Consider the following 23,651-nt stretch of genomic DNA (forward strand, 5'->3'; position numbering starts at 1 on the left):
ATAGTCATCAAACATGAGAAGCTGTTTTTTGAAATTGTTCCTTGTAACTCAGAGTTAAACGGTAGGCTCACGACCTCTTGGTAAACGGTGTTCAAGAGATAGCCTATCGGCAATAAGAAGCAATTTTGTCATCGCTCAAGGCCGAACGTCTCTTTCACACCCTCTGTTGTTTCATAAAATAGTTTTATTCGCTGTAAAGGTCGCGAACTGGTGTCATGATGATACGGTTCAAGTCATTGATGATTGTACTGAAGCCTTGCTCTTTTTGCATCAAGTCATTGATTACTTCTTCTGATTGGATTTTCACAGCCATTTCTTGTGCTTTCATTGCATCTTCGTCGCTGAACTCTTGTCCACTCATTTGTTTTTCTTGTAATTCGATTTGCATCGCTTGGAAGTCTTTGAACAGTTTGTGTGCTTCTTCGTTTGCTTGTACTTTCTCGTACGCTTCTTTCAACGCTTTGAATTCTGGTAATTCACGGATCTCACGTTCGATTTGATTCGCGCTATCGTAGATGTTTGACATGTTATGCCCTCTTTTCTTTTAGTAGTTACTCTCTATTGTAACATGGGGTTATTCGTTTTCAAAGGGTCTACTCTCCTTGATATTTCCGCCAGAGGTCTTTAGCCGCTTCACCAATTCCCTGAACGCCTTCTTTCACCATATCGCCGAAGTTTTTCAGCCCTTCTTTTGCTTGTTCACCATATTGATTCAAGTTATCTTGCCAATTTCCAGACTCTCCATTAGAATTTCCTGTGTTTCCAACTTGATCTGCAGCTACCACTTGTCCTCCTGTGGCATAGGCATCTGCTACACTAAATCCTGTTTTTGAAGTATACGGAAGGATGCCTTCTGCCGCTGATTTGAAGACTTTCCCGACAACATTTCCACTTGTCCCTTCCAAATAGTGCAGCTTGCTGGATTCTTCGTAACCCATCCATGTCGAAATCACTACGTCTGGCGTGTAACCGATCATCCATTGGTCATTTGCTTTTGTGGCATCGAAATTAGTTTCTGTGGTTCCTGTTTTCCCTGCTATCGTATAACCTGCAGGATTCGCAGCAGCCGCTGTTCCATTTGAAAATGTACCAAGAAGCATGCTGGTCATTTCATCGGCTGTTTCCTTTGATATGACCTGTTTTGGTTTTTTGTTTGTGTTATCGACGATCACCGCTCCAGTCGAATCAACGATTTTCGTGATAAGATGCGGCGTATACATCTGACCATCATTGGCAAATGCACTGTAAGCACCCGCCATGATCAATGGAGATACTCCTTTTTCCAGTCCACCAAGGGCTAAGCCATAATACTTATCAGATTTTGCTAAAGGCAGGCCGAATTCTTCTGCTTTATCATATCCTTTTTGTAAACCGATCTCATGCAAAAGCCATACAGCAGGCAAATTCAAACTTTGTGCAACAGCTTGATACATCGGTACTTCTCCTTGGTATGTCCCGTCAAAATTATGCGCATCGTAATAACTTTGCGGTTCGTCTTTCAAGATACTGGAAGGCTTGTATCCAGCTTCCAGTGCTGGTGTATATACGCTTAATGGTTTGATCGTTGATCCTGGTGAACGACGCATCTGTGTAGCAAAGCTGAATCCTCTAAAGACATGATCTCCTCTTCGTCCTACTAGTGCTTGTACACCACCTGTATTCGGATCTAAAGCTACTGAAGCAGATTGGACCATGGCACCATCTGAAGCATTTGCTGGGAATAATGCACTGTTTTGATAAGTAGCTTCTAATTGCTTTTGATAATCCTGATCTAAAGCTGTATAGATTTTATAGCCTTTATTCATGACATCTTCTTCATCAAGACCATACTCGTTAACTGCTTCATCGATCACTGCATCAAAATAATAAGGATAACGATAACCAGAATCTGAATTATCGTATGTGTCATTAAGATACGCGCTGATATCTGTCTGGCTTTCTGCTTGTTCTTGTTCTTTTGTGATTTTTCCGTTTTCTTCCATTACACTTAGTACTGTGTTTTTCCGATCATTCGCATTTTTTGGGTGATCGATCGGATTATAAATACCAGGACCTTTCAGCATTCCTGCCAAAGTAGCAGCCTCAGACAGCGTAACATTCGTTGCATCTACTCCAAAATACTTTCTGGAAGCGTCTTGGACACCCCATACCCCGTTGCCAAAATAGGCATTGTTAAGATACATGGTCAAGATTTCTTCTTTGCTGTACTTCTTTTCGATCTCGATTGCCAAAAATAATTCCTTCGCTTTTCGATCAAACGTTTGGTCTAATGTCAGATACGCATTTTTGGCAAGCTGCTGAGTGATCGTACTTCCTCCGCCCCCTGATGTTCCGCCAGACAAGACCATTCGGACTGCTGCACGGGCAATCCCTTTGATATCAAACCCGTGATGCTCGTAAAAATTCCTATCTTCTGTCGAGATTACTGCATCTTGGATATAGGGAGAAATCGCGTTTAATTCTACATATGTTCCTTTTTGGGCGTACAGTGTGCCAGCTTCTTCGTTTTTCTTATCATAAATGACTGTCGATTGGCTTAATCCTGATTTTAACGTTTCGACATTTGCTTGTTTTGCTAAAATAAAGAGGTAGATACTTGTCACTAAGACACAGATCAAACCAATCAGCAAAATCAATTTGTTCACATGATATTTTTTCCAGATGCGCTTTCGCCATCGATGGAATTGTCCGAGATATGGTCTGATCCAACGCCAAAAACTGATCAAAGCAGCTTTTATCTTTTCTAAAATGCTTTGAAAATCCATTTGTTTCTTCTCCTGTCTATTTGATTCAATCGTCTTATTTTACCATAGTGAAAGAGTGTTTTCTTCCTGCTTAAGTTGTAGTTCAATATGTTTTTTTACGTTAGTGCAAGTAGAGTAACATAAGAATGAACAGAAAAATGTAAGTTTTTTCTTAAATATGTTTTAAAAATGGTACAATTAGTCTGCAATTGCACTGAAAGGAGTACACTTGTGAAAATCACGATCACTTTACCTATGAACCATCCTGAAACAACAATTCGCGACTTGCTTGAAAAGGAATGGTTAGTTCCTAGAAAGGTTCGACACTTTTTGCGTATACGTAAAAACGTTTGGATCAATCAACAACCTGCTTTGTTCCATCATGAAGTAAAGGGCAATGACCAGATCACATTGTTATTCGAAGAAACAGATTATAATTATCAAGAAGTTCAATTAGGAGATGCGAAGCACATCCGTGTTTTATATGAAGATGAGCATTTGATTATAGTGGATAAGCCTGCAGGAATGAAGACTCATCCAAATGAACCGACAGAAAACAGTACCTTACTCAATCATTTAGCTGCTTATCTCGACACTAAACAGCAACGACCTTACGTTGTCCATCGCTTGGACAAAGAAACAAGCGGTGCCGTTTTATTTGCAAAAAATCCATTTGTCTTGCCGATACTTGGAAGAATGTTGGAACAAAAAATGATCTATCGGAGATATCAAGCCATCGTATGGGGAGAAATTGCCAAAGATATGACCATCACCAATAAAATTGGACGAGATCGCCATGATCGGAGAAAAAGGGTCGTAGATGATAAAAATGGTCAGAGCGCCTTGACACATGTCACTGTCAACAAAGTACTTTCTGAACAAACACAAGTCTATTGTGTTTTGGAAACCGGACGTACACACCAGATCAGAGTTCATTTAGCTCATAAGGGACATCCGATCGTTGGAGACCCTCTCTACCAAAATAGAACTGCTGAACGACTGATGCTCCATGCATTAGAACTGCACATGATCCATCCATTTACTCAAGAAAAAATAGTCGGTAAAGCTTTACCTGGATTATGGGAATAGAAATAAAAAAGAACAGAGTCTTATCAGCAGATAATGATAAGACTCTGTTCTTTTTGTGTAATTTGTCTGCTTACTTTTGATGTTCGTGTTCTGCTAACAGCAAACTACCGATAATCCCACTTTCATTCGGCAGTCCCCAACGAACGATATATTCACTTACTTGAGGTGTTTCCATATAACCACCCATCAATTCAACAAATTGCTGACGGATTTTTTGAAGGAGATGATCCTGATTCATTACCCCACCGCCTAAAATAATCTTTTCAGGTGCTAACGTCAACGTATAGTTGATCAGTGCTTGAGCAATATAATAAGCCTGAATAGCCCAAACAGGATGATCTTGCGGCAGATCTTGCCCTTTGATCCCTGTGCGTGCCTCAATAGACGGTCCTGCTGCTAATCCTTCTAAACAATCTTTATGATAAGGACAAGTACCTTCATAATGGTCATCTGGATGGCGTTTCACCCAAATATGTCCCATTTCAGGATGTGCGATCCCTGAAAAAATTTCTTCATTGATCACGACACCTGCACCGATTCCTGTTCCCACGGTAAGGTAAATACAACTATTTTTTCCTTGTGCTGCTCCTTGCTTCAATTCCCCATATGCAGCAGCATTGACATCCGTTGTCCAAGCAGCAGGAATATTGTAGCGTTCCTTGATTGTGCCAAGAAAATCGAATTGTGCCCACCCTTTTTTGGGAGTTGCCAAAACGTACCCGTAATTATCTTTTGTTTTGTCGATACCAATCGGGCCGAATGAGCCAATCCCGATTCCCTTCAATTCATAACGATCAAAAAATTCAAATACCTGATCCAATGTTTCTTCTGGTGTTGTGGTAGGGATACTTAATTTTTCTAAAATTTCTCCACCATCTGAAACCGCACACACAAATTTTGTTCCGCCTGCTTCTATTCCGCCATACATTCGTTTTCCTCCTCGAATCCGATTGTCCGAATCTCATAAGGTTGGATTATTGGGACAACCGCTTGCTTCGTTGGTTCTTCAAGCAGATTCAATATGACAGTTTTTCCATTGTCTTTAGTTATTTCCAATTTTTCTAAATGACTAGACATATTGAAACCTCTTACTACTACTTTATCACTAAACTTGCTGCGTTTCAAAGCTGTAATTGCAAACGTTTCACTTTTTATCGTTAAATATTGTTGTTTTGAAATCAATGTTCCTTCATGATGTTTGATTTGTTGAGTGGAAAAAGGAATCTGTGCTGCGTATGCATGCAAATAAGTAGAGAATTTTTCTTCTGGTCCATGTAGTTCAATGCTGTAATTGAACCGATGCTCACCTAAACACTGTGCTTCTGGTGTTGGAAAATATCCCCAATCGCCTAGTTCTCCCACACTGCGAAGTAGCGTCACTGCGATTTGTCCGTCTTCTGTTACTTCATATTCATTCAAACCAAAGTTTCCGACTGTTACACCGTACTCTTCATCATGAATATTGACAAATGCTTGCTGATGTTGCGGATTCGTGGGGTTTTCCCAACTTTTAGACACATGGTTTGGGCGCTTCACCACTTCAAAAATACTATCTGCTTCGTGATGTTCCACATGTAACTTTGTAGGAAACAAGACACGTAAGCGATGATCTTTCATCTGATTGTCGAGAGTCGTTTCAAAGTCGATTTTTTTACTATCTTTTCTAATTGTCATGATTGTTTTTATTTGAAGGATTCGTTTTTCTTTGGATCGTTCTGCTTTTCGATAACGAAATTCCACAACCATCTGCTGTTCTTTTTCTAAACGCTCGTCTGCAGAAACAGGGATTTCCATTTCCTGTAGAATACTTATTTTTGCTATTTCCGGTGTATCTACTAATACTTTTACTTCAGAGTTTTCTTTGTTACTGGATAGGATTGGCTGATCACAGAAAGGTTGTTTAAAGATATACTCATTTCCTATATCGCCGATATCTTCAAAAATATGCAGATTATTCAACTTTCGTTTGTTTTTGCGATCTTCCATTGTAATGGTACCATTTTTTTCAATCGTCAAATGTAGAGGGCCGTTTTCGATGATTCGTCCACTCTGATGAATCATTGTTTCCTTTTCTTCTTCTTTCGCTTCCCCTTCTACAAGCGCGAATGTTTCCCAAGAAAATGCTGGCATGTTTTCTAATGGTAAAGTCACTTTGATCATTCTTGCCATATATGGCACACGGAAACGGTCTTTCGGCAAATCATAACCAAATTGGACAGTTTCTTCAGATAAAATAGCTGGTATAGTGGCCCCACTTTTTGTTTCTACATGATACTTACGTTTAGGCAAATTTTCTAACTCTTGATATAGTTGTTCAGGTATTCCTTCAGCGAATCTTTTTCTTTCTAATTCGATGGTTATTTCTGCTTCACCAGTTTTATCCATTCCTGCAGTATTTACAATGACAAATGGAAAGCTGTCTTTTGGGAATCCGGTCGTATCGATTGCTGCGGTCAGCTGTTCTAAGGAATCTTGTGCAAGATACTTTCCAACTTCATCTGCTTTTTCAAAACGAGGTATCATTTCCCGATGGACAGAATCGACTGAACAACCGCAAATACTGTCGTGAGGATGATTTTGCATTAATGTCTTCCAAGCATAATCTAATTGATCATGGGGATAGTTTCCACTAACTTCATAAGCCATCGTCGCAAGTGGTTCTGTAATATTTTCTAGCTGTCGCTGGACCTTGGTATTCCATTGTTTTAAGTAAACCCGAGCAGATGCTGTATTGGCTAAAGTATACCAGCCATCCGTTTCTTGACTTGTCAATTCTCCTTCTACTGAGCCTAAGTCTTCTGGCACATCTTTTTGAACTGCTTCCAGATAGTCAGTAAAATTAGAATGAATAAACTCGTAATCTGGAAACAGTTCATTTGCGAGATGGATTGCTTTTGATATATCTTTTTGTACCGGTTGATGATCAACACCATTCATCATCAATAAGTGGTTCGTAGAGGCATATTGTTCTGCATCCGCTAATTTTTGCTTCCAAAAGGCAAGAGCTGCTTCTTTTTCTACTGGAATCTCATTCCCGTTGCTATACCAATTGGCAAATAGCAGACCAAAGATTGCTGTTTGATCAGGTCCTTTCCACCACATCTCTGAGTATTGGGAAGAATAGTTTTCTGCTTCCAAAACTTGATTATCAAAGCCAATTGGTTTTACACCACGGCCAAACGCTGCTGCTGAAATACCAGCTTGTTTCATTAATTGAGGCGTCTGTCCCATATTTCCAAATGTATCGGGAAAATAGCCTAACATGACAGGGGTTCCCCATTTACGGCTTTCTTCCATGCCAATCAGCATATTTCTCACGTTCGATTCCGAGCTGATAAGAAAATCATCTTGCAAGATATAAAATGGTCCAATTCTCAATTTTCCTTCATTGATTGCTTGTTGGATTGCCTGTCTTTTTTCTGGCCTTACTTGAAGATAGTCATCTAAAATAATCGTTTGCCCATCCAAATGAAAACTGTTGAAGGACGGATCAACTTCAAATAGCTCTAGTAGATCGTCTATCAATTCAATCAGCCGCATGTGATGCTGTTCGTAAGCCATGTACCATTCACGATCCCAGTGGCTATGAGAAATGATATATACTTTCTTTTTCATTTACGATACCTCCTACTTTTCTACTCTAATATCAAAGTAATCCATGACTAATTCGCAAAACATCATATTTGCCCAAGAAAACCATTCTCTCGTATAATTTTCAGGATTGTTCACATCGAATCCTTCGTGCATAAGGTGTGTTCCTGCGTCAGTTGCTACAAGTAAATTCAATATCCGCTCTTTTTCAGATTTGTCTGACGTTGTCATTCCTTCCATAGCTAATGCAATCGGCCAAACGTATTTTTCTGGCGTATGGGAGGATCCAATTCCTTTTGCGTACTTTCCTTCATAGAAATATGGATTTTCTTTACTCAACAATGTTCTTCTTGTTTGCAGATAATCTTCCTCTTGTTCAGAACAATATCCCAAGTAAGGTGCGGCGATCAGATTGGGCACATTACTGTCATCCATGACTGTGGCGTTTCCCATTCCATCTACTTCATATGCATAAATCGTTTGCCCTTTTTGATTAACCGTTCGTCCGTGATTCTGAATCCCCTCTTGGATCTCTTTCTTCAATTTCTGTGTTTGCTGTACAATTTCTTTATCATCGAGTATCGTTTGAAAAATTTCTTCCACATAACCTAACACGACCACCGCAAACATATTGGATGGTACCAGATATCCATAACGGCAAGCATCATCACTAGGACGGAAACCAGACCATGTCATTCCTGTAAAAGCTGTTTTTGCACCTCGCCCGTCATTGATCAGCGTATCTTCTTTTCTTGTCGTGTCTCGTACAAATGTATAAGGAGAGTGTTCATGGTCTTGCTCTGTTTTGAACACGTCCAAGATTTTTTTGATACCTTCAATAAAAGATTGATTGAATTGATCAGTTTTTCCTGTATTTTTGTAAAGAAGATAGGCCAACTGTATTGGGTAGCATAAAGAATCAATTTCATATTTTCTTTCCCAGATCCAATCGTTCATTTTTGTATGATCTGTTTGGTGGCCAGCACCGTTAGCTTCCTCGTTGAAGGCATTCGCATATGGATCGATATTGATATAAAAAAATTGCTTTTTGACTAACCCGCTGATCATGTCAGCTAATTCCTCATCTTCTTTTGCAATCACTAAATAAGGACGAACTTGTGCAGTAGAGTCTCTTAACCACATCGCTGGAATGTCTCCCGTCAATAAAAAGGTGGTTCCGTCATTTTGCTTTTTGACTGTTGTCAACAGAGTATTGGCAAATGCTGCTGTAAAATTCTTTGCCCAGTCCGCATGGATATCCCCACATTTTTGTGTGATATCTTCCATAAATTTCTGCACCGATTTTGGTATATCTTTATAAACCACTAATAAAACCTTCTTTCTATTTGATATATCTTTAAAGATTATACTTCATACAGCCAATTATGTCTACGCTTTCAAAAAATATCTTTTTATTTACTTTTTCATCCATTATGGTATTATTTAAATATGATATATCATTAAGAGGTGTTTATATGAATCAACCATTGTACCAGACAATATTTAATGATTTGCAAACGGCTATTTTAACTGGTGAATTACCTGTAGACAGCCAACTACCAACTGAAAAAGAACTTTCACGTACCTATAAAGTAAGCAGAATCACTTCCAAACGTGCATTGACTGAATTAGAGCAATTAGGACTTATTTATCGCGTTCGCGGGAAAGGCAGTTTCGTTAAATCCGCTTCTCCGGAACAGATGCTTGCTTCTCCTACAAAAACACGACGGATTCTGTTTCTTCTTCCATATGTCGCTGATTTGTCTGTTGGTGATTTTAGCAAGGGATTGAACCCTGTGATGCAAGATAAACAGATTGATGTCATGATGACGACGCTTGACTTTCTACAAAATAAAACAGCAAAAGAGCTAATCAATGAATTTGACGGATTGATTTATTATGCTCTTGATACAGAACAACATCTTGACTTACTTTTTGAGCTTTCATTGAAAGAATTCCCTGTCGTCATATTAGATAAAAAAATCTATGAGTTACCTTTTCCTACCGTTCTTTCCGATAATTTCCAAGGCGGTGCGCTTGCTGCCTCTTATTTGATCGAACAGGGACATTCAAAAATCGCTTATTTGTTTGGTACGCAGACTCATCCACAATCCGTTCGACAGCGTTACCTTGGTTACCTTGAAGCATTGGACAAAGCTGGTTTGACTTTCCACACTTCACTGGATGACAAAAGCGCGACATTAGATGAATTGCTTTCTTATATCACTAAGTATGAAGTAACTGCTTTTGTTTGTGAAAACGATGTTGTCGCTATCCAGACCATGAATCTCTTGAGACAGCATGGTTATCATATCCCTGAAGATTTTTCAATTATCGGATTTGATGATATCCAAGCAGCAGCTCTTGTTGACCCGCCACTGACAACCATCGCACAAGATTTTGAACAGTTAGGTAAGCTTGCGGGAGATGCTTTGGTCACTTGGTTAGAGACAAAAGATCGACCATCCGATAGTAAATTTCCAGTTTCATTCATCAAAAGACAATCAACAAAGGAGAAATAAAATGAATATCGGTCAAATAGATACTAGACATGCAACAGCGAATCAGCCAAATTTCTCTAATGGGAACTGCCAGCCTTATACTGGCGTTCCTTTTGGGATGAATTATTTTGCACCGCAAACTACGTATCAAAACGGCAGCTGGTGGTTTCATCCTGATGACCGCGTTTTTCAAGGCTACCGTCTTACCCATCAACCAAGTCCTTGGATGGGTGATTTCAGTCATATGCTGTTTACGCCGATCAATGGAAAACTACAGGAGAACACCCTTTTCCATGCTCAAAGTTCTTACCGCCCAGAAGAAAGTATATTTTGCCCGACTCATCTGTCGATCTGTCAATTACGTTATGGCATCTGTTCTACATTGATACCTAGCATGTATGGCGGAATCTTATCTATTGATTACAGCAAAAATGACAGCGGTTTACTTTTATCCTTTCCGGGACGCCATCAGCTCTTTGTTATAGATCCTTACACAGTGGAAGGAAAAATCACACATTTTGCTGGTTCAGAAGATCCTGATTTTTCTTTTTATTTTATATTGAGATTTGAATATCCTTTAACAATTGATGAGTTAGCTGTTTCCAACAAAAATAGCGACTCGATCCCGTTGTATTTTGAACAGACAAAAAAACAAACTATCCGATTTGGGACATCTTTTATCAGCTCGGAACAAGCAGCTTATAACCTGGAACTAGAACAAAACCAAAGCAAAGAGACTTACCTTGCTCACAGTCAAGAACAATGGCAGTCCTATTTTGATCGTATACAGCTCACACACCATGATCAACAACAATTGCGGACGTTTTATCATAATTTATATCGGGTGTTTTTATTTCCACAAACATTTTATGAAATTGATCCTAGTGGGCAAAAAATCCACTATGATACGACTAGTCGATCTATAAAACCTGGTGTTCTCTATACAAATAATGGGTTTTGGGATACGTATAAAACGGTTTATCCTCTTTATTCTTTGATTGCTGTAGAAAAATACGAAGAAATGCTGGAAGGTTTTTTGAACAGCTATAGAGAAAGTGGCTATTTGCCAAAATGGCTGTCTCCTGATGAACGTGGACTTATGCCTGGGACATTGATCGATGCGGTCATTGCAGATGCTGCTGTAAAAGATATCCGACGAGACTTGATGCCTGAATTTCTAACGGCAATGGAAAAAGGTGCTACGGTTCAAAGCAAACATCCAAATTATGGACGACAAGGAACAGAAGATTACTTGACATATGGCTATGTTCCTAATCACTACCACGAATCAGTCAATCACACATTAGACTATGCTTATAGCGATTTTTGTATTAGCCAAGTTGCCAAGGTACTAGAAGAGGAGGAAATGGCGAAGAAATATCAGCAGCAATCATTGAACTATCAAAATATCTTTGACTATGAGTCAGGATTTATGCGTTCAAAAGATAAAGATGGCAAGTTCAGAGAACCATTTTCAGCTAATCGTTGGGGACAAGATTATGCAGAAGGAAGTGCTTGGCAAAGCAGCTTTGCTGTTTATCACGATTTTTCAGGACTGATCGGAAAATATGGTGGCAGTGAGAGATATAAAGAAAAACTCATTGAGCTGTGCAATCAGCCCCCAACGTTTGACCCAGGAGGATATGGTTTTGAGATCCACGAAATGAGTGAGATGGCCGCGATAGAATTTGGACAATTAGCTATTTCAAACCAGCCAAGTTTTCACTATCCTTACTTGTTCAGTTATATAGGACAACCTGAAATGGCACAGCCACTGCTTAAACAGTTGATGACTCAGACCTTCGACGATTCTCCAATGGGTTACCCTGGAGATGAGGACAATGGAAGTATGGCCGCTTGGTATATCTTCAATAGTCTGGGATTTTATCCTGTCACGCCTGGAACCGGTGAATATGTTATCGGTATGCCATTAATTGACAAGGCTGTTTTGCTTTTGTCAAATGGAAAGGAATTGACGATTGAAGCAACGCCTAATCGGCCGCAGCAACAATTTATCCATAAAATCAAACGGATGGACAAAGAATATACGAAATTATATTTTACCCATCAAGATTTGCTGAAAGGCGGCACGATCTCTTACCAATTAGGGATCGTCCCTCACCCTAAGAAATATCAAGCAAAAGATTTGCCTTTTTCCTTATCAAACTATAATTAACAAGAGGATGTGAAAAAACTGTCCTGCATCAAGTAATAAGAACAGCCAAGCAAAAATAGCTCCTCATATTTTTCGTTTGGTTGGTCTTATTACCGCAGATGCAAGCTTTTGAACTCCGTTTATTGAGAGGTTGTGAAATCAGCGTTCTGACCTGAGTATTAGAGAGACAAATGGCAAAATAGTTCCTCATATTTTGCCATTTTTTGAGCTAATACCGAGGGGCAGCTGATTGAACACCGTTTAGTGGAGAGGTCGTGAAAATGCTGCCTTGCCTCAAGTAATAAGAACAGCCCAAAATTAGATTTCTAGACAATTTTTTATAAGTTATTTCATTACATTGGCTTTTTCTTTTATGATTCTCCACTGTTTTCTCGGTACTCTTTAGGGGATCTGCCGACGATTTTCTTGAATAATTTAGAGAAATACGTGGTGTTGTTGTAGCCAATCTCACTTGCTATCTCATTGATGTTTTGATTACTGTGCAAAAGCAGTTGTTTCGCTTTTTCCATACGTAAATGGTTCAAATAAGCTGAAAAACTTTTTTTCGTTTCTTTTTTGAACAGCTGTCCTAGATACATGACATTTAAATGCAGGTTTTCTGACACTTCTTTGAGTGTAAGTGGTTCTTGATAATGCTGGTGCAGGATTACGATTACTTTTTCCACATTGTCACTGTACTTTTTCTGTCTCTGATGCTTTTTGATGAATGACAGAAGTAGCTGCTGAAGTTCTTGCACCGTTTTTGCCTGATGGATTTTTTCGATTCCTTGTAAATATTCCTCATCTTCCAGATCAATCAATTCCCGTTGAATCTCCATAAACAGTAAAAAACTGGAATATCGTATATCTTCCGGCATCATGGCTGCTAACTGAAACTGTTCAAAAAAATCAGTGATCATTTTTTGAGCGACTTCCAATTGTTTATTTTGCAGCACGCGTCTGAAACTTGAAAAATCGATGGTTTGATCTTTTGTTTCTGCTTGTACTGCGTAAAAAACATGCTCGTCTTTATCTCCATAAAATTGATGCAACTGTAGATTGTCTTTCGCTTGTTGGAATGTTTCAGGGATTTTGTCCAAAGAATCTGTCTCTTCCCCGATACTGATCAGCCATTCCTGATCAGGAAAGTTTTCTTGAACAAAACAACAGAAGCCATCAACTTCATCTGCCTCCAACAACAACGTGATCAATACACGGTCTCCGTAATTTCGTTGATAGTAAAAGATTTGTTGCCGTTCTTGCAACCATCTATTGATAAGAGTATCATGAGTTCTTGCCAGTTGAATCAATACTATCCTATGCTGCTTCTCACTTATTTGTCCTATTATTTCTTCTTCACTTATTTCATCCAATTCTTCATTCAACCATTGACTGAATAACAGTTCTTGATAGATTTCTTGTTGATTTTTTTGTTCATTTTGCTGATCTAACCGTGTTTTGATTTTCTTGAGGCTTTCAACCAATTCGAACTTATTCACGGGTTTCATCAAATAATTCACGGCGCCTAATTGCATACCTCCTTTCAAATAATCGAACTCTTGGTATCCTGATAAAATCATAAATTCAAAATTATGACGTTCTTTTTGAGCCGCTTCAATAAATTCCAGTCCATTTATTTCTGGCATTGTCACATCCGTTACTACTAAATCAATCTGTCGCTGTTCAAGTACAGCTAGTCCTTCTTTGGCATTCTCTGCTGTTGCTACTATTTGAAAGCCTAAACTTTGCCAATCAATTATCTTTTTTAACCCATTCAAAATCATGTATTCATCATCTACCAATAACACTTGATACACGCTCATCCCTCCTTGAATGTAATAGAAACGGTCAGTCCACCTGTCTCATTATTCTCAAGCGACATATAATAACTGCTGCCGAAGCTGGCACGTAAACGTTCATTCACGTTTTGCAGACCGATAGATCCGTGAAGTTCCACTTTAGGATGAGACAGTTTTTCTTCCACCTGTTTTAGCCGTTTTTCAGTCATCCCTTTTCCATTATCTTTGATGATGATCCTTACCCGTTTGCCTTCCTGCAAGACTTTGACACTTAGCGCATTATCGAATCGAGTAAAATCAATACCGTGTTTAAAATAATTTTCAACTAATGGCTGGATCACAAATTTAGGTACTTCGATCTTTTCCAAATCAGGATCGATCATAAAATGATAGGCTACTCGATTAGGATAACGCATTTGATACAAATAGACATATTTTTCGCAAAAGTCCAGTTCTTCTTTTAAAGTGATCGTTTTCTCTTGATTCGTATTGTTTCGAAGCAAAGCGGAAAACGCATACACAACATCTGCTAATTCTTCACTTCCTTCGCTGATTGCATACATTCGGATATATTCTAATGTATTATATAAAAAATGTGGATTGATCTGTGCTTGAAGCGCCCGCATATGTGCGTCTTGCTGTTTGATTTCTAATTTGTAGATGTCTTCTACAAACTGATTGATGCTATCCAACATTTCGTTGATACCGATTGAAAGTTCCTTCAGTTCATATTCCGTGTTTGTTATGTCGATCCGCGTCTCTAAATTCCCTGCTGCTGTTTGATCCATGGCCTGCATGACGATAGATACTTGCTGTGAATATCGTTTGAATGTTTTATAAAGAAAGATAAGCAATATATTGTCTAAAATAATGATACCAATGATCAGCGGGGCAAGATTTTTTCCCGTTTCGATTTTTACACTTTTTTTATCTAGTACAGCTAATATACGATAATCATCAGACAGTTCTTGGTGTTGAACAAAATTGTTTTTTTCCAGATCGTCAATCGGCAATTGTGAATTTTTCTTCAGACTCTCTGTGATGATCATTTCTTGTCTTTCAAACGTTTCTTTAGCTATTTTATTATCATGGAATGTGTATAGTCGATTTGTCGTTCCAGAAATCATGTATAAAGAGAGTCCATTGAATGACGTTAGATTTTCTAAAATCATATCTAGTTCTTTCTTTTGAAAACCAATAAAAATACTTCCTGACTCAGCTCCTCCTTGTGTGATAGGCAACTTGATATAAAAGGCGTCTAGTAATTTTGGTGTCCCCTTTTTTATTTCCCCACCTTTGTTTTCTCTAGAAGATTCATAATACTCCGGTAGTTGATTCAACACGATATATATCGCACTTAGTTCTTCATAATTTGCGTAGAGATCTTTGATTTGATTTGGGAAAGAAACTAATTCATCGGTACTGTTTTGCTGTTCGTATACATACATCAGATACTGATCTATGGGTTTTGTTAAGTAGGTCGTCACATTTTCGATCTTTTCGGAATTCCCTACAAGCTGGTTTTTGATGATCCTACTCAAGGTTGTTTTATCATTCAGCATTCTGCTTGTGCTTTGAACAGCATCACTTGTCATGTTTTCTGCCTGTTTTTGATTTTGTTCCCAAGTATGGATACTAAAAATAACGGTAGCAGTCATCGTTACACCGATCATGATAACCGCGTATTTCCGCAACAGACGATTTAGTAAGGTTCCTTTTGAAAATAGAATCCGAAACTTATTCATAACTTTCCAACTGTTTATCTAATTCTTCACGCCAATGTGTTGTCATCGTACCATTCCAAACCGTCAAAAGACCAATGACACCAAACAGGATCAATCCTTTGAATTGCCAAGTCACGCCTAAAATTATACCGCTACCAATAATTATTTTTAGAAAAGACGAAAAGCTGGAAAAAACCGAAATAAAACTTAGCTTTAGCAGATTAGGAACAGAGATCGTATATTCACTATCTAAAATCATACTGTATTGATAAGTAGCAAATAGGCAGAGCAAGGCAAAAAGTAAAATAAAATCAATAGCTAAAAAAATGAGCCCTTTGATTTGAACAGATAAATATAAATTGTAACTCAATAAAGCAGTACCAGATAAAAATAAACTAAATAGCAGATTGCCTCTTAAAAAATTTCTTTTATATATATTCCAGCCTCTTTTTATTGTGATTTCTTTATACTCGAATCCGTACAAATAAAATAGTTCATTGACTGTTTTCCATGCCGCACCTAATCCAAAGATGATCCCGCCGGCAAATGTATATATCCAGAAATACAAGGTTAGTTTTATAACGACCCAGATCCGGATAAATAACTCTTCCAAAACCTTCCCTAACATATCTTCTCCTCCAAACATTAAGTTTATACTTTCTCATTATACAAAAAAAGGTTGGGCAATCAGCACCTTGACCTGATTATTAGAGAAACAAACGGAAAAATAGTTCCTCATATTTTGTCGTTTTGTGAGCGAATACCGAGGGTCAGCTGATTGAACACCGTTTACCAAGAGTTTGTGAAATAGCCGCTTAGTTTCGAGTAGTAAGAAAAATTTTGTGAATATGGCTTTCCACATTTTTACATATATTTAGCTTAATACCGAGAAACTGGCTTTTGAACACCGTTTATTCGGAACAAGAGGTTGTGACACGTCTTTTGTCACAACCTCTTTGTCTTTATTCATTATTATTCTTGTCGGAACTCATCATATTGTTTTTGCATTTCTTTCAATACCTTATCATAGCCAGCCTTGTCCAAAGCGTCTTTCAATTTCGGTAATGTTTCATCTGGATCAACAGTCCCTGTATTCAATCCATCTAAATATTGATTCATGACATTAGAAATATTACTTAATTCTGTTTTGACACTGTCAGTGTTGAAGCTGAATCCTAAAATCGGTGAAGTTTCTGCATCAGCAATCGATTGATCACGTTTGGCAATCATGTCATCCGTAATAGACTCTTGTGTATATAGAATCTTGTTGTTTCCTGTATTCCAAGCAGACATATGTGTATTTGGCTGATAACCATCTAGCAATTTGATTTTATCATCTGAACCATCGACTTTTTCCCATGCTTCTCCCTCGATCCCCCAAACAAGCCCATTCAATAATTCTGGATCACTGTTAAGCAGCCCTAGAAGTTCTACTGATTTTTCTTTATTTTTTGAAGTATTTGATACGACAAAATTTGCCATTTGTGCTTGAGCTGTAGATTTTAGTGGAACAGTAATTGCTTTTGAGACAAGTTCTTGTTTTGCTGCATTTGTCAAAATTGTATCGCCATAATCATACGGTCCTTGTGTTTCTCCACGCATTAGCCAAGTATTTCCTTCTAGTGGATAATCCTTATTGCTCGTTGCAGCGTCACTTGGAATGAGTCCTTGTTTGTACCAGCTATGCATTGTACGTAACAGTCCGATATACGTTTCATTATCGTATTGGTTGATGATTTTCGAATCATCTCCATCCAGATCAATAGCAAATGGTAACGTATTCCCTAAAGGATAATCAAAGTTCCCTTGGACTTTGAAGCCTTGTCCAATGGCAAAAGCTGCCGTGTTTGGTTCTTTTTCATGGAATTCCTTCAAGACTTTTTCTGCATCAGCGTAAGATTGGATTCCATCAATTGAAAGATCGTATTTATCTAGTAAAGCTTTGTTAAAAGTAAGTACTTGTTGAGCAAAGACATTTCCATTGACTGGGAAAGCATATAATTTTCCATTGACCAGATTTCCTTTAATATATGCTTCATCTAAATCATTATAAGCTTTTTCAGCGTACTTAGGCGCTAATTCAGTCAAATCAGCAAAGGCTCCTTTTTGGGCATTGGAAACATAGTTGTTCGCAAAGGCGATATCATAATTTTCCCCGGAAGAAATGATGACGTTCATTTTCTTTTCGTAATCGCCCCAGCCAATGTAATTGATATTGACTTTTACACCGATCTCTTTTTCGATTCGTTTGTTTGCTACTTCCATCAATTGATCGAAATTATCTGGTTTATCTCCGATTTGATACATCTGCAAAGTGTCCGAATTGCTAGCTTCTGCCTGGTCTTTAGAACCAGAACCTCCGCATGCTGCTAATGTTCCCAACAACAACGCTGAAACACCTGTAAAGGCTAGTTTCTTCCATAACTTCATTTTTCTTCCTCCTAATTTTATGATTTATATTTTTGTTTCTTTATTCTTTTACTCCGCCGATTGTTAGACCTTTGACAAAATGCTTCTGGAAAAATGGATAGCTGATCGCAATAGGCAACGTCGAGATGACTACGATCGCCATTCTGGCAGATTCTCCTGGAACTGAGGCTAATCCGCCTGTCAATTGGCTTCCTGCTCCTGAATTTTGTGTCAGATATTGAATATTACTTTGGATTTTCATCAAAAGATACTGTAGTGGAACTAGCTTATCATCTTGGATGTATAGTAAAGCATTGAACCAGTCATTCCAGTAACCCAATGCGGCAAATAAACTGATTGTCGCAATACCTGGAACAGCTAACGGTAAAACGATCTGAACAAATATTCGCAGTTCGCTAGCTCCATCGATCCGTGCCGATTCAATAATCGAATCAGAGACCGAACGTTTAAAGAATGTGCGCATCACAATAATATTGAAGGGACTGACAGCCATTGGCAAGATCAATGCCCAAATCGTATCTTTTAACTGAAGAAGATTTGTCATAACAAGATAATTGGCCACCATCCCTGGTGAGAACAACATCGTAATCAAACAAAAAACGGTAAAAAAACGACGGAATGGAAAGTTTGACCGTGAAATCGCATAAGCATATAAAGAAGTAGCCGTGCTATTGATCAGTGTACCTAAAACAGTAACAAGTACAGTGACGAAAAGCGCTTGGAAAATTTTATCCTGCATCTGGTCGAACAAGTACGTATAACCAAATATACTGAACTTTTCTGGCCAAAAACTGTACCCGTGAGTCGACAATATGGACTCATCGGTAAAAGAGATGGCGATAACAAATATAAATGGCAAAATACAGGAAATAGCAAAGAGTGCAATCATTATATTAGAGAAAAAATTAGCCGTCTTATTGAAAGAGCGGACTTGGACTCTCTCCACTTTCTTTTTTTTCATTTTTTTCCTCCTTAGAATAATGCAGAATCGCTATCAAAACGTCGGGCGATCGTATTTGTGATCATCAACAAGACAAAGCCGACAACTGATTGGTAAAGTCCTGCAGCAGCCGTCATACCAAAATCTCCTGTGGATGTCAGGCCATTGTAGATATACGTATCCAAAACTTGAGTCACATCATATAATGCACCGGAATTCCTAGGAATGTTATAAAACAGGCCAAAATCAGCTCGGAAAATGTTTCCTACGGCTAAAATCGTTAAAATCGTCATTAGTGGAATAAGTTGTGGTATCGTCACATGTTTGATCTGCTGCCATTTGCTAGCTCCATCAACCATAGCAGCTTCATAATAAGTCGGATCGATTCCCATAACAGATGCAAAGTAAATAATGCTGTTATAACCAATCCCTTTCCATGTACCAATGAACACCAAGATAAACGGCCAATATTTCGGTTCATTATACCAATTGACAGCTTCTCCTCCATGTCCAGTGATCCACTGATTGAATATTCCTTTGTCAGGACTTAAAAAAGCGTAAACAAAGTAACTGATAATGACCCAAGATAGAAAATAAGGTAGTAAGGACATCGTTTGATAAACTTTAACGAGTCGTTTATTTCTCAACTCGCTCATAATGATTGCAAATACGACTGAGATCAGCAGATTCAAAAGGATAAATGCTACATTATATAAAATTGTATTTTTAGTGATGAGAAATGCTTGATCCGAAGAAAATAAAAATTTGAAATTTTCCCAACCCACCCAAGGACTTTCCCTCAAGCTAGCCAAGAACCCATCTGCTGAAATATGAAAATTTTTGAATGCTACGACATTCGCCATTACAGGTATGTAAAAGAAAAAAATCATCCAAAGCATACCCGGTACAGCCATCAGGACAAGTGCTTTATAACGCCATAGATTCATAAAAAAATGATTGAACCCCTTTCGTTTTTTCATCTAAAAACCCCTTTCGATTCATTCGCAACGCAATTATAGCGCTTTCAATAATGAGAATAAATAAACAAAGTATAGGGAAAATGAAACAAAGTATAGGAGAGGTTGTGAATTCAGCGTTTTGGCCTGAGTATTAGAGAAAAAAACGGGAAAATAGTTCCTCATATTTTGCCGTTTTTTGAGCTAATACCGAGGGTCAGCTGATTGAACACCGTTTATCAGAGGTTGTGAATTCAGCGTTTTGGCCTGAGTATTAGGGAGATCGTGTCCTTACTATCTAACTCTGAGTCACAAGGAACAATGGGGACTGTAACAAAAGTCTTGTCACAGTCCCTTATTCCGAACAAACGGTGTTCCAGAAGTAGCTTCTACGGAAATAAGCCGAAATTTCACAAAAAAGCCATCCGAAAGTCAGACGGACAAGTCTGCTTTTCAGATGGCGCTACAACTACTCTGCTTATTCTTTTAGCTATCCATTCAATTATTTTTCTCTCACTTGTTCTAGCTCTTCTTTGGTCATGGGTCGATATTGCCCTTTATTCAAATCTTTAGGCAGCCAAAATTTTCCCATACGGATTCTTTTTAAATATAAGACTTCTTTTCCTACTGCTTTGACCATTCGCTTAACTTGGTGAAACTTTCCTTCATGCAAAATCAGACGGATAATTGAAGTTTCTGTCTCTTGATCTACTTGATCAATTTGGAGTTTTGCCGGCAATGTCTGCTCATCGCCATCAATAATCAGTCCTTCTGCAAATAAACGGATATCTTCTTCTGTCATTATACCGCTAACCTCAGCTAGATATTCTTTCTCCACATGTTTTTTAGGTGATAGTAACTGATGGGCAAACACCCCGTCATTCGTTAAAATCAAGAGGCCCTCTGTGTCTTTATCTAATCGGCCGACTGGAAAAAGATCTTCCCGATAATCCTGGTCTTCCAATAAATCGATTACGGTTTGATCATGATTATCCTGAGTAGCAGAAATGACTCCTGCAGGTTTATGCAAAATGTAGTAAAAATCTTTTTGATACGTAATGATTTCTCCTAAATAAGTAACCGCATCTTCGAATTCATTTACTTGCGCTTTATCGCTTTTCACCACTTGTCCATTGACTTCGATCGTTCCTTTTTTGATCAATCCTTTGACTTCTTTGCGGCTGCCAAGTCCCATATCTGCTAAAAACTTATCTAAACGCATGCGTTTCCCCCATTTCAAAAGAGCATCAATCTAGCTCTTCTGATTCACTTATTTTATTTTTAATTTATGTCGTAAACGCGCTATTCCTGGTCCTAGTAGTCTTTCTGCCAAGCGGATTTTCAAAGCTAAATAACCATACACTAAAGCCCCTATACCTGCTACTACAAGAATCAACAATAGAGACTGGAATTTGCTATCTTCGTTTAAAAAAGCACCAAAAATCATCTTTGTGATCCACGAAGCCAAAAGCATAATCAAGGTAAGAATAAAGATCAGCAATGTCCTGCGCCAGACAAAACTTGGTTTAAAGCGGGCTACTTCATGGATTCTCTTTAAGATCAAGGTACAAGACACAGCAAATCCGATCATTGTCGCCAATAAAGGGCCGTATACTTCAAATAAACGAATGGCTGGGTATTGAAGAAGGAGTTTCACTAGAAACCCAATAACCAAATAATTAATTGCCGCCTTGTTTTCAAACATTCCTTGCAGCATGTTGGAAACTAGCATATATAGTCCTAGGAAGAGTCCTACAAAACTTGCTTGGATCAGTACATTACTTCCTAGAGAATCCGGTGTATAAAATAATGTATTTAGCGGATAGGCAAGTAACATAACACCAAATGTCGCCGGAAACATAAAAAATGAAAACAACTGTAAATTTCCGCTTGTCAATTTTGCCAGACCTACTCGATCTTTCAACGTAACAGCTTCTGTAATCAACGGTAACCCAGTAGACGCGATCGATGTTGCCAATGCGATAACTACCATCGTCAACTTATCTGGATTGGCACTAAAAATCGAAAAAAGATCCAGTAACTGTGCATTGGAATACTCGGTGGATGCAGACATGATCTTCATAAATGTGAACTGATCGACTAATTTGAAGATCGTTACCCCTGAACCCACAATAATAAACGGAATCGCTTCTTTAACGGTATCTAACAACAATTCCTTCGTTGCAATATTTACTTTGTTTTCGCTGTAGTGAATAAACGCCGATGTATACGCTTGATGTTTCTTCAAAAAATACAAAAGGACAAGAATACTTGCTAGCATACCGATAAATGCCGCGAAAGTTGATTGCGTGACCGCCGTCACATAGTCACCATCCATGACTTTCATGATGATGAATGTAGCCAATAGCATATAAAAAATACGTGCCACCTGTTCTACAATCTGCGACAGCGCATAAGGCATCATCTCTTGATTGCCTTGAAAATACCCTCGTATCACACTCATACAAGGAAAAACCAATACAGCGATACTCAAAGAACGCATCGTTGGAATCAGTTCTTCTCCGCCACCAGAAGCATGAGCTAGCCAAGGAGAGGCGATGTACATGAACAAAGCAAACAATAGGCCTAACCCGCCCATCATCTGTAATGCACGGATAAATAATCGTCGTGAAGTGCCATATTCATTCAATGAATTATAGCGTGCAGTTTGTTTTGCAATCGCAGCAGGTATTCCTGCTGTAGAGATCAGTAGAAACAATGCATATATATTGTATCCCATATTGAATAATCCATTGGCAGCCTTAGCATTTTCGCCCATCCAAGCATACCAGGGAATGATATAGACAGCGCCTAGCAATCTTGAAATGATATTACTGGCGGTCATCCAAGCAGAGCCTCGTGCCATTTTTTCTTGCGGTGTTAATTGATCTAATGCTGGTTTTCTTTGATTATCCATCGGTCAGATTCCAACTTTCTACAAAACATTACTATCATTTTAATTGGTAAAACAGAAACTGGCAATCGATTTTATATAACTTTTATAAGAACAATTGTTTTTTTGAATTCGGTTTCGTTTTTTTGGTAAAGTAAAGAAATATACAGCCTTTTATGGCTAACATTTATAGGAGATATCAATGACACAAGAAATAAAAAAACTACCCGTTATATTTTTAGGTCTTTTCTTTATCACAGTTGGATTGAATTGGTTCTTGCTCCCTCACGATATAGCTTCCGCCGGAGTGGGCGCCATCGGACATTTAGTTGAAACGGCCTTTTCTATCCAACGCTCAGTTACTGTTTGGAGCATCAATCTTATGATGCTGCTTCTAGCCGCTGTCCTATTAGGAAAATCAGTATTTTTTAAGACTGTAGCGGGAAGTCTGCTTTTTCCTGTTGTTTTAGAGATTGTTCCAAAAGTGGAAATAATCTCCTCACATTTCTTTTCACTGATTTCAGGAAGTCTTTTGTTCAGTCTTGGGGTTTACACATTGTACACAGTCGGGGCCTCAAATGGCGGTATAACGATACCGCCGATTATTTTCCACAAATTTTTTCGGCTTCCAATGCCGCAAGGACTTTTACTTACCAATAGTCTTATCGTCTTTTTGAATTATTATGTTTTTGGATTGTTGGAGACACTATTCGTTCTCCTATCTATTACAGTCAGTTCATTGTTTATGAAAATACTCATCCGCTTGTCCCCTGTGTCAAGAAAATTTGAATAAAGCTGGATTTTGTCATAGCGGAAACAAACGATATAT

Annotated in this window: 17 protein-coding genes; 4 read left to right on the forward strand and 13 right to left on the reverse strand. The window is 38.3% G+C overall.

From position 1 onward, the window contains the following. Positions 1-184 precede the first annotated feature (184 nt). Positions 185-526 carry a YlbF family regulator gene (locus IGL31_RS11920; RefSeq protein WP_002285994.1) on the reverse strand — a complete coding sequence of 114 codons (342 nt, stop codon included), beginning with the start codon at positions 524-526 and terminating at the stop codon, positions 185-187. A 67-nt stretch (positions 527-593) separates the two neighbouring features. Then, positions 594-2,765 carry a PBP1A family penicillin-binding protein gene (locus tag IGL31_RS11925; RefSeq protein ID WP_002294492.1) on the reverse strand — a complete coding sequence of 724 codons (2,172 nt, stop codon included), beginning with the start codon at positions 2,763-2,765 and terminating at the stop codon, positions 594-596. 210 nt (positions 2,766-2,975) lie between these two features. On the opposite strand from IGL31_RS11925, the gene IGL31_RS11930 reads away from it, so the two are divergent. Beyond that, positions 2,976-3,833, forward strand: a complete 858-nt coding sequence (locus IGL31_RS11930) for an RluA family pseudouridine synthase (RefSeq protein ID WP_002285989.1) — start codon at positions 2,976-2,978, stop codon at positions 3,831-3,833. 70 nt (positions 3,834-3,903) lie between these two features. On the opposite strand, the gene IGL31_RS11935 is transcribed toward IGL31_RS11930, so the two are convergent. The 3 genes from IGL31_RS11935 to IGL31_RS11945 are packed head-to-tail and all read right to left on the reverse strand — an operon-like array spanning position 3,904 to position 8,750. After that, positions 3,904-4,761, reverse strand: coding sequence for an ROK family protein (locus IGL31_RS11935; RefSeq protein WP_002285988.1), 858 nt, complete (start codon positions 4,759-4,761; stop codon positions 3,904-3,906). Further along, positions 4,746-7,448: an alpha-mannosidase gene (locus IGL31_RS11940; protein WP_081156848.1), complete on the reverse strand. Its 2,703-nt coding sequence runs from the start codon at positions 7,446-7,448 to the stop codon at positions 4,746-4,748. Before IGL31_RS11940 ends, IGL31_RS11935 begins: the two co-directional genes overlap by 16 nt. Positions 7,449-7,460: 12 nt before the next feature. After that, positions 7,461-8,750 (reverse strand): glycoside hydrolase family 125 protein, encoded by a 1,290-nt coding sequence (locus tag IGL31_RS11945; RefSeq protein WP_002294491.1) that lies wholly within the window; start codon positions 8,748-8,750, stop codon positions 7,461-7,463. Positions 8,751-8,899: 149 nt separating this feature from the next. Between IGL31_RS11945 and IGL31_RS11950 the strand changes: the two genes are divergently transcribed. Beyond that, positions 8,900-9,946 carry a GntR family transcriptional regulator gene (locus tag IGL31_RS11950; protein ID WP_002297736.1) on the forward strand — a complete coding sequence of 349 codons (1,047 nt, stop codon included), beginning with the start codon at positions 8,900-8,902 and terminating at the stop codon, positions 9,944-9,946. A gap of 1 nt (position 9,947) precedes the next feature. After that, entirely contained in the window at positions 9,948-12,101 is a 2,154-nt protein-coding gene (locus IGL31_RS11955; protein ID WP_086300242.1) for a GH92 family glycosyl hydrolase, read from the forward strand. A 350-nt stretch (positions 12,102-12,451) separates the two neighbouring features. Here the strand turns inward: IGL31_RS11955 and IGL31_RS11960 are convergent, their stop codons facing one another. From IGL31_RS11960 to IGL31_RS11995, 8 genes are all read right to left on the reverse strand, one after another. Then, positions 12,452-13,903, reverse strand: a complete 1,452-nt coding sequence (locus IGL31_RS11960; protein ID WP_002304851.1) for a response regulator transcription factor — start codon at positions 13,901-13,903, stop codon at positions 12,452-12,454. Next, positions 13,900-15,624: a sensor histidine kinase gene (locus IGL31_RS11965; protein ID WP_086300241.1), complete on the reverse strand. Its 1,725-nt coding sequence runs from the start codon at positions 15,622-15,624 to the stop codon at positions 13,900-13,902. The genes IGL31_RS11960 and IGL31_RS11965 overlap by 4 nt, the downstream gene beginning before the upstream one ends. Beyond that, positions 15,617-16,231, reverse strand: a complete 615-nt coding sequence (locus IGL31_RS11970; protein WP_002297732.1) for a DUF624 domain-containing protein — start codon at positions 16,229-16,231, stop codon at positions 15,617-15,619. Before IGL31_RS11970 ends, IGL31_RS11965 begins: the two co-directional genes overlap by 8 nt. Positions 16,232-16,575: 344 nt before the next feature. Continuing rightward, a complete protein-coding gene (locus IGL31_RS11975) occupies positions 16,576-18,033 on the reverse strand; it encodes an ABC transporter substrate-binding protein (protein ID WP_002285974.1) in 1,458 nt (485 codons plus the stop codon). Positions 18,034-18,073: 40 nt separating this feature from the next. After that, positions 18,074-18,994 (reverse strand): carbohydrate ABC transporter permease, encoded by a 921-nt coding sequence (locus tag IGL31_RS11980; protein WP_002285972.1) that lies wholly within the window; start codon positions 18,992-18,994, stop codon positions 18,074-18,076. Positions 18,995-19,005: 11 nt separating this feature from the next. Further along, positions 19,006-19,953 (reverse strand): ABC transporter permease, encoded by a 948-nt coding sequence (locus IGL31_RS11985; protein WP_002285971.1) that lies wholly within the window; start codon positions 19,951-19,953, stop codon positions 19,006-19,008. A gap of 478 nt (positions 19,954-20,431) precedes the next feature. Then, the gene (locus IGL31_RS11990) at positions 20,432-21,151 is read right to left on the reverse strand and encodes a pseudouridine synthase (RefSeq protein WP_002285969.1); all 720 of its coding nucleotides are present in this window, start codon (positions 21,149-21,151) and stop codon (positions 20,432-20,434) included. Positions 21,152-21,199: 48 nt separating this feature from the next. Continuing rightward, entirely contained in the window at positions 21,200-22,846 is a 1,647-nt protein-coding gene (locus tag IGL31_RS11995) for a putative polysaccharide biosynthesis protein (protein ID WP_002332371.1), read from the reverse strand. Between the two features lie 178 nt (positions 22,847-23,024). On the opposite strand from IGL31_RS11995, the gene IGL31_RS12000 reads away from it, so the two are divergent. After that, the gene (locus IGL31_RS12000; RefSeq protein WP_010727314.1) at positions 23,025-23,615 is read left to right on the forward strand and encodes a YitT family protein; all 591 of its coding nucleotides are present in this window, start codon (positions 23,025-23,027) and stop codon (positions 23,613-23,615) included. Positions 23,616-23,651 lie beyond the last annotated feature (36 nt).

This window comes from Enterococcus sp. MSG3290, from assembly GCF_050555565.1.
In the GTDB taxonomy this organism is placed as follows: Bacteria; Bacillota; Bacilli; order Lactobacillales; family Enterococcaceae; genus Enterococcus_B; species Enterococcus_B faecium.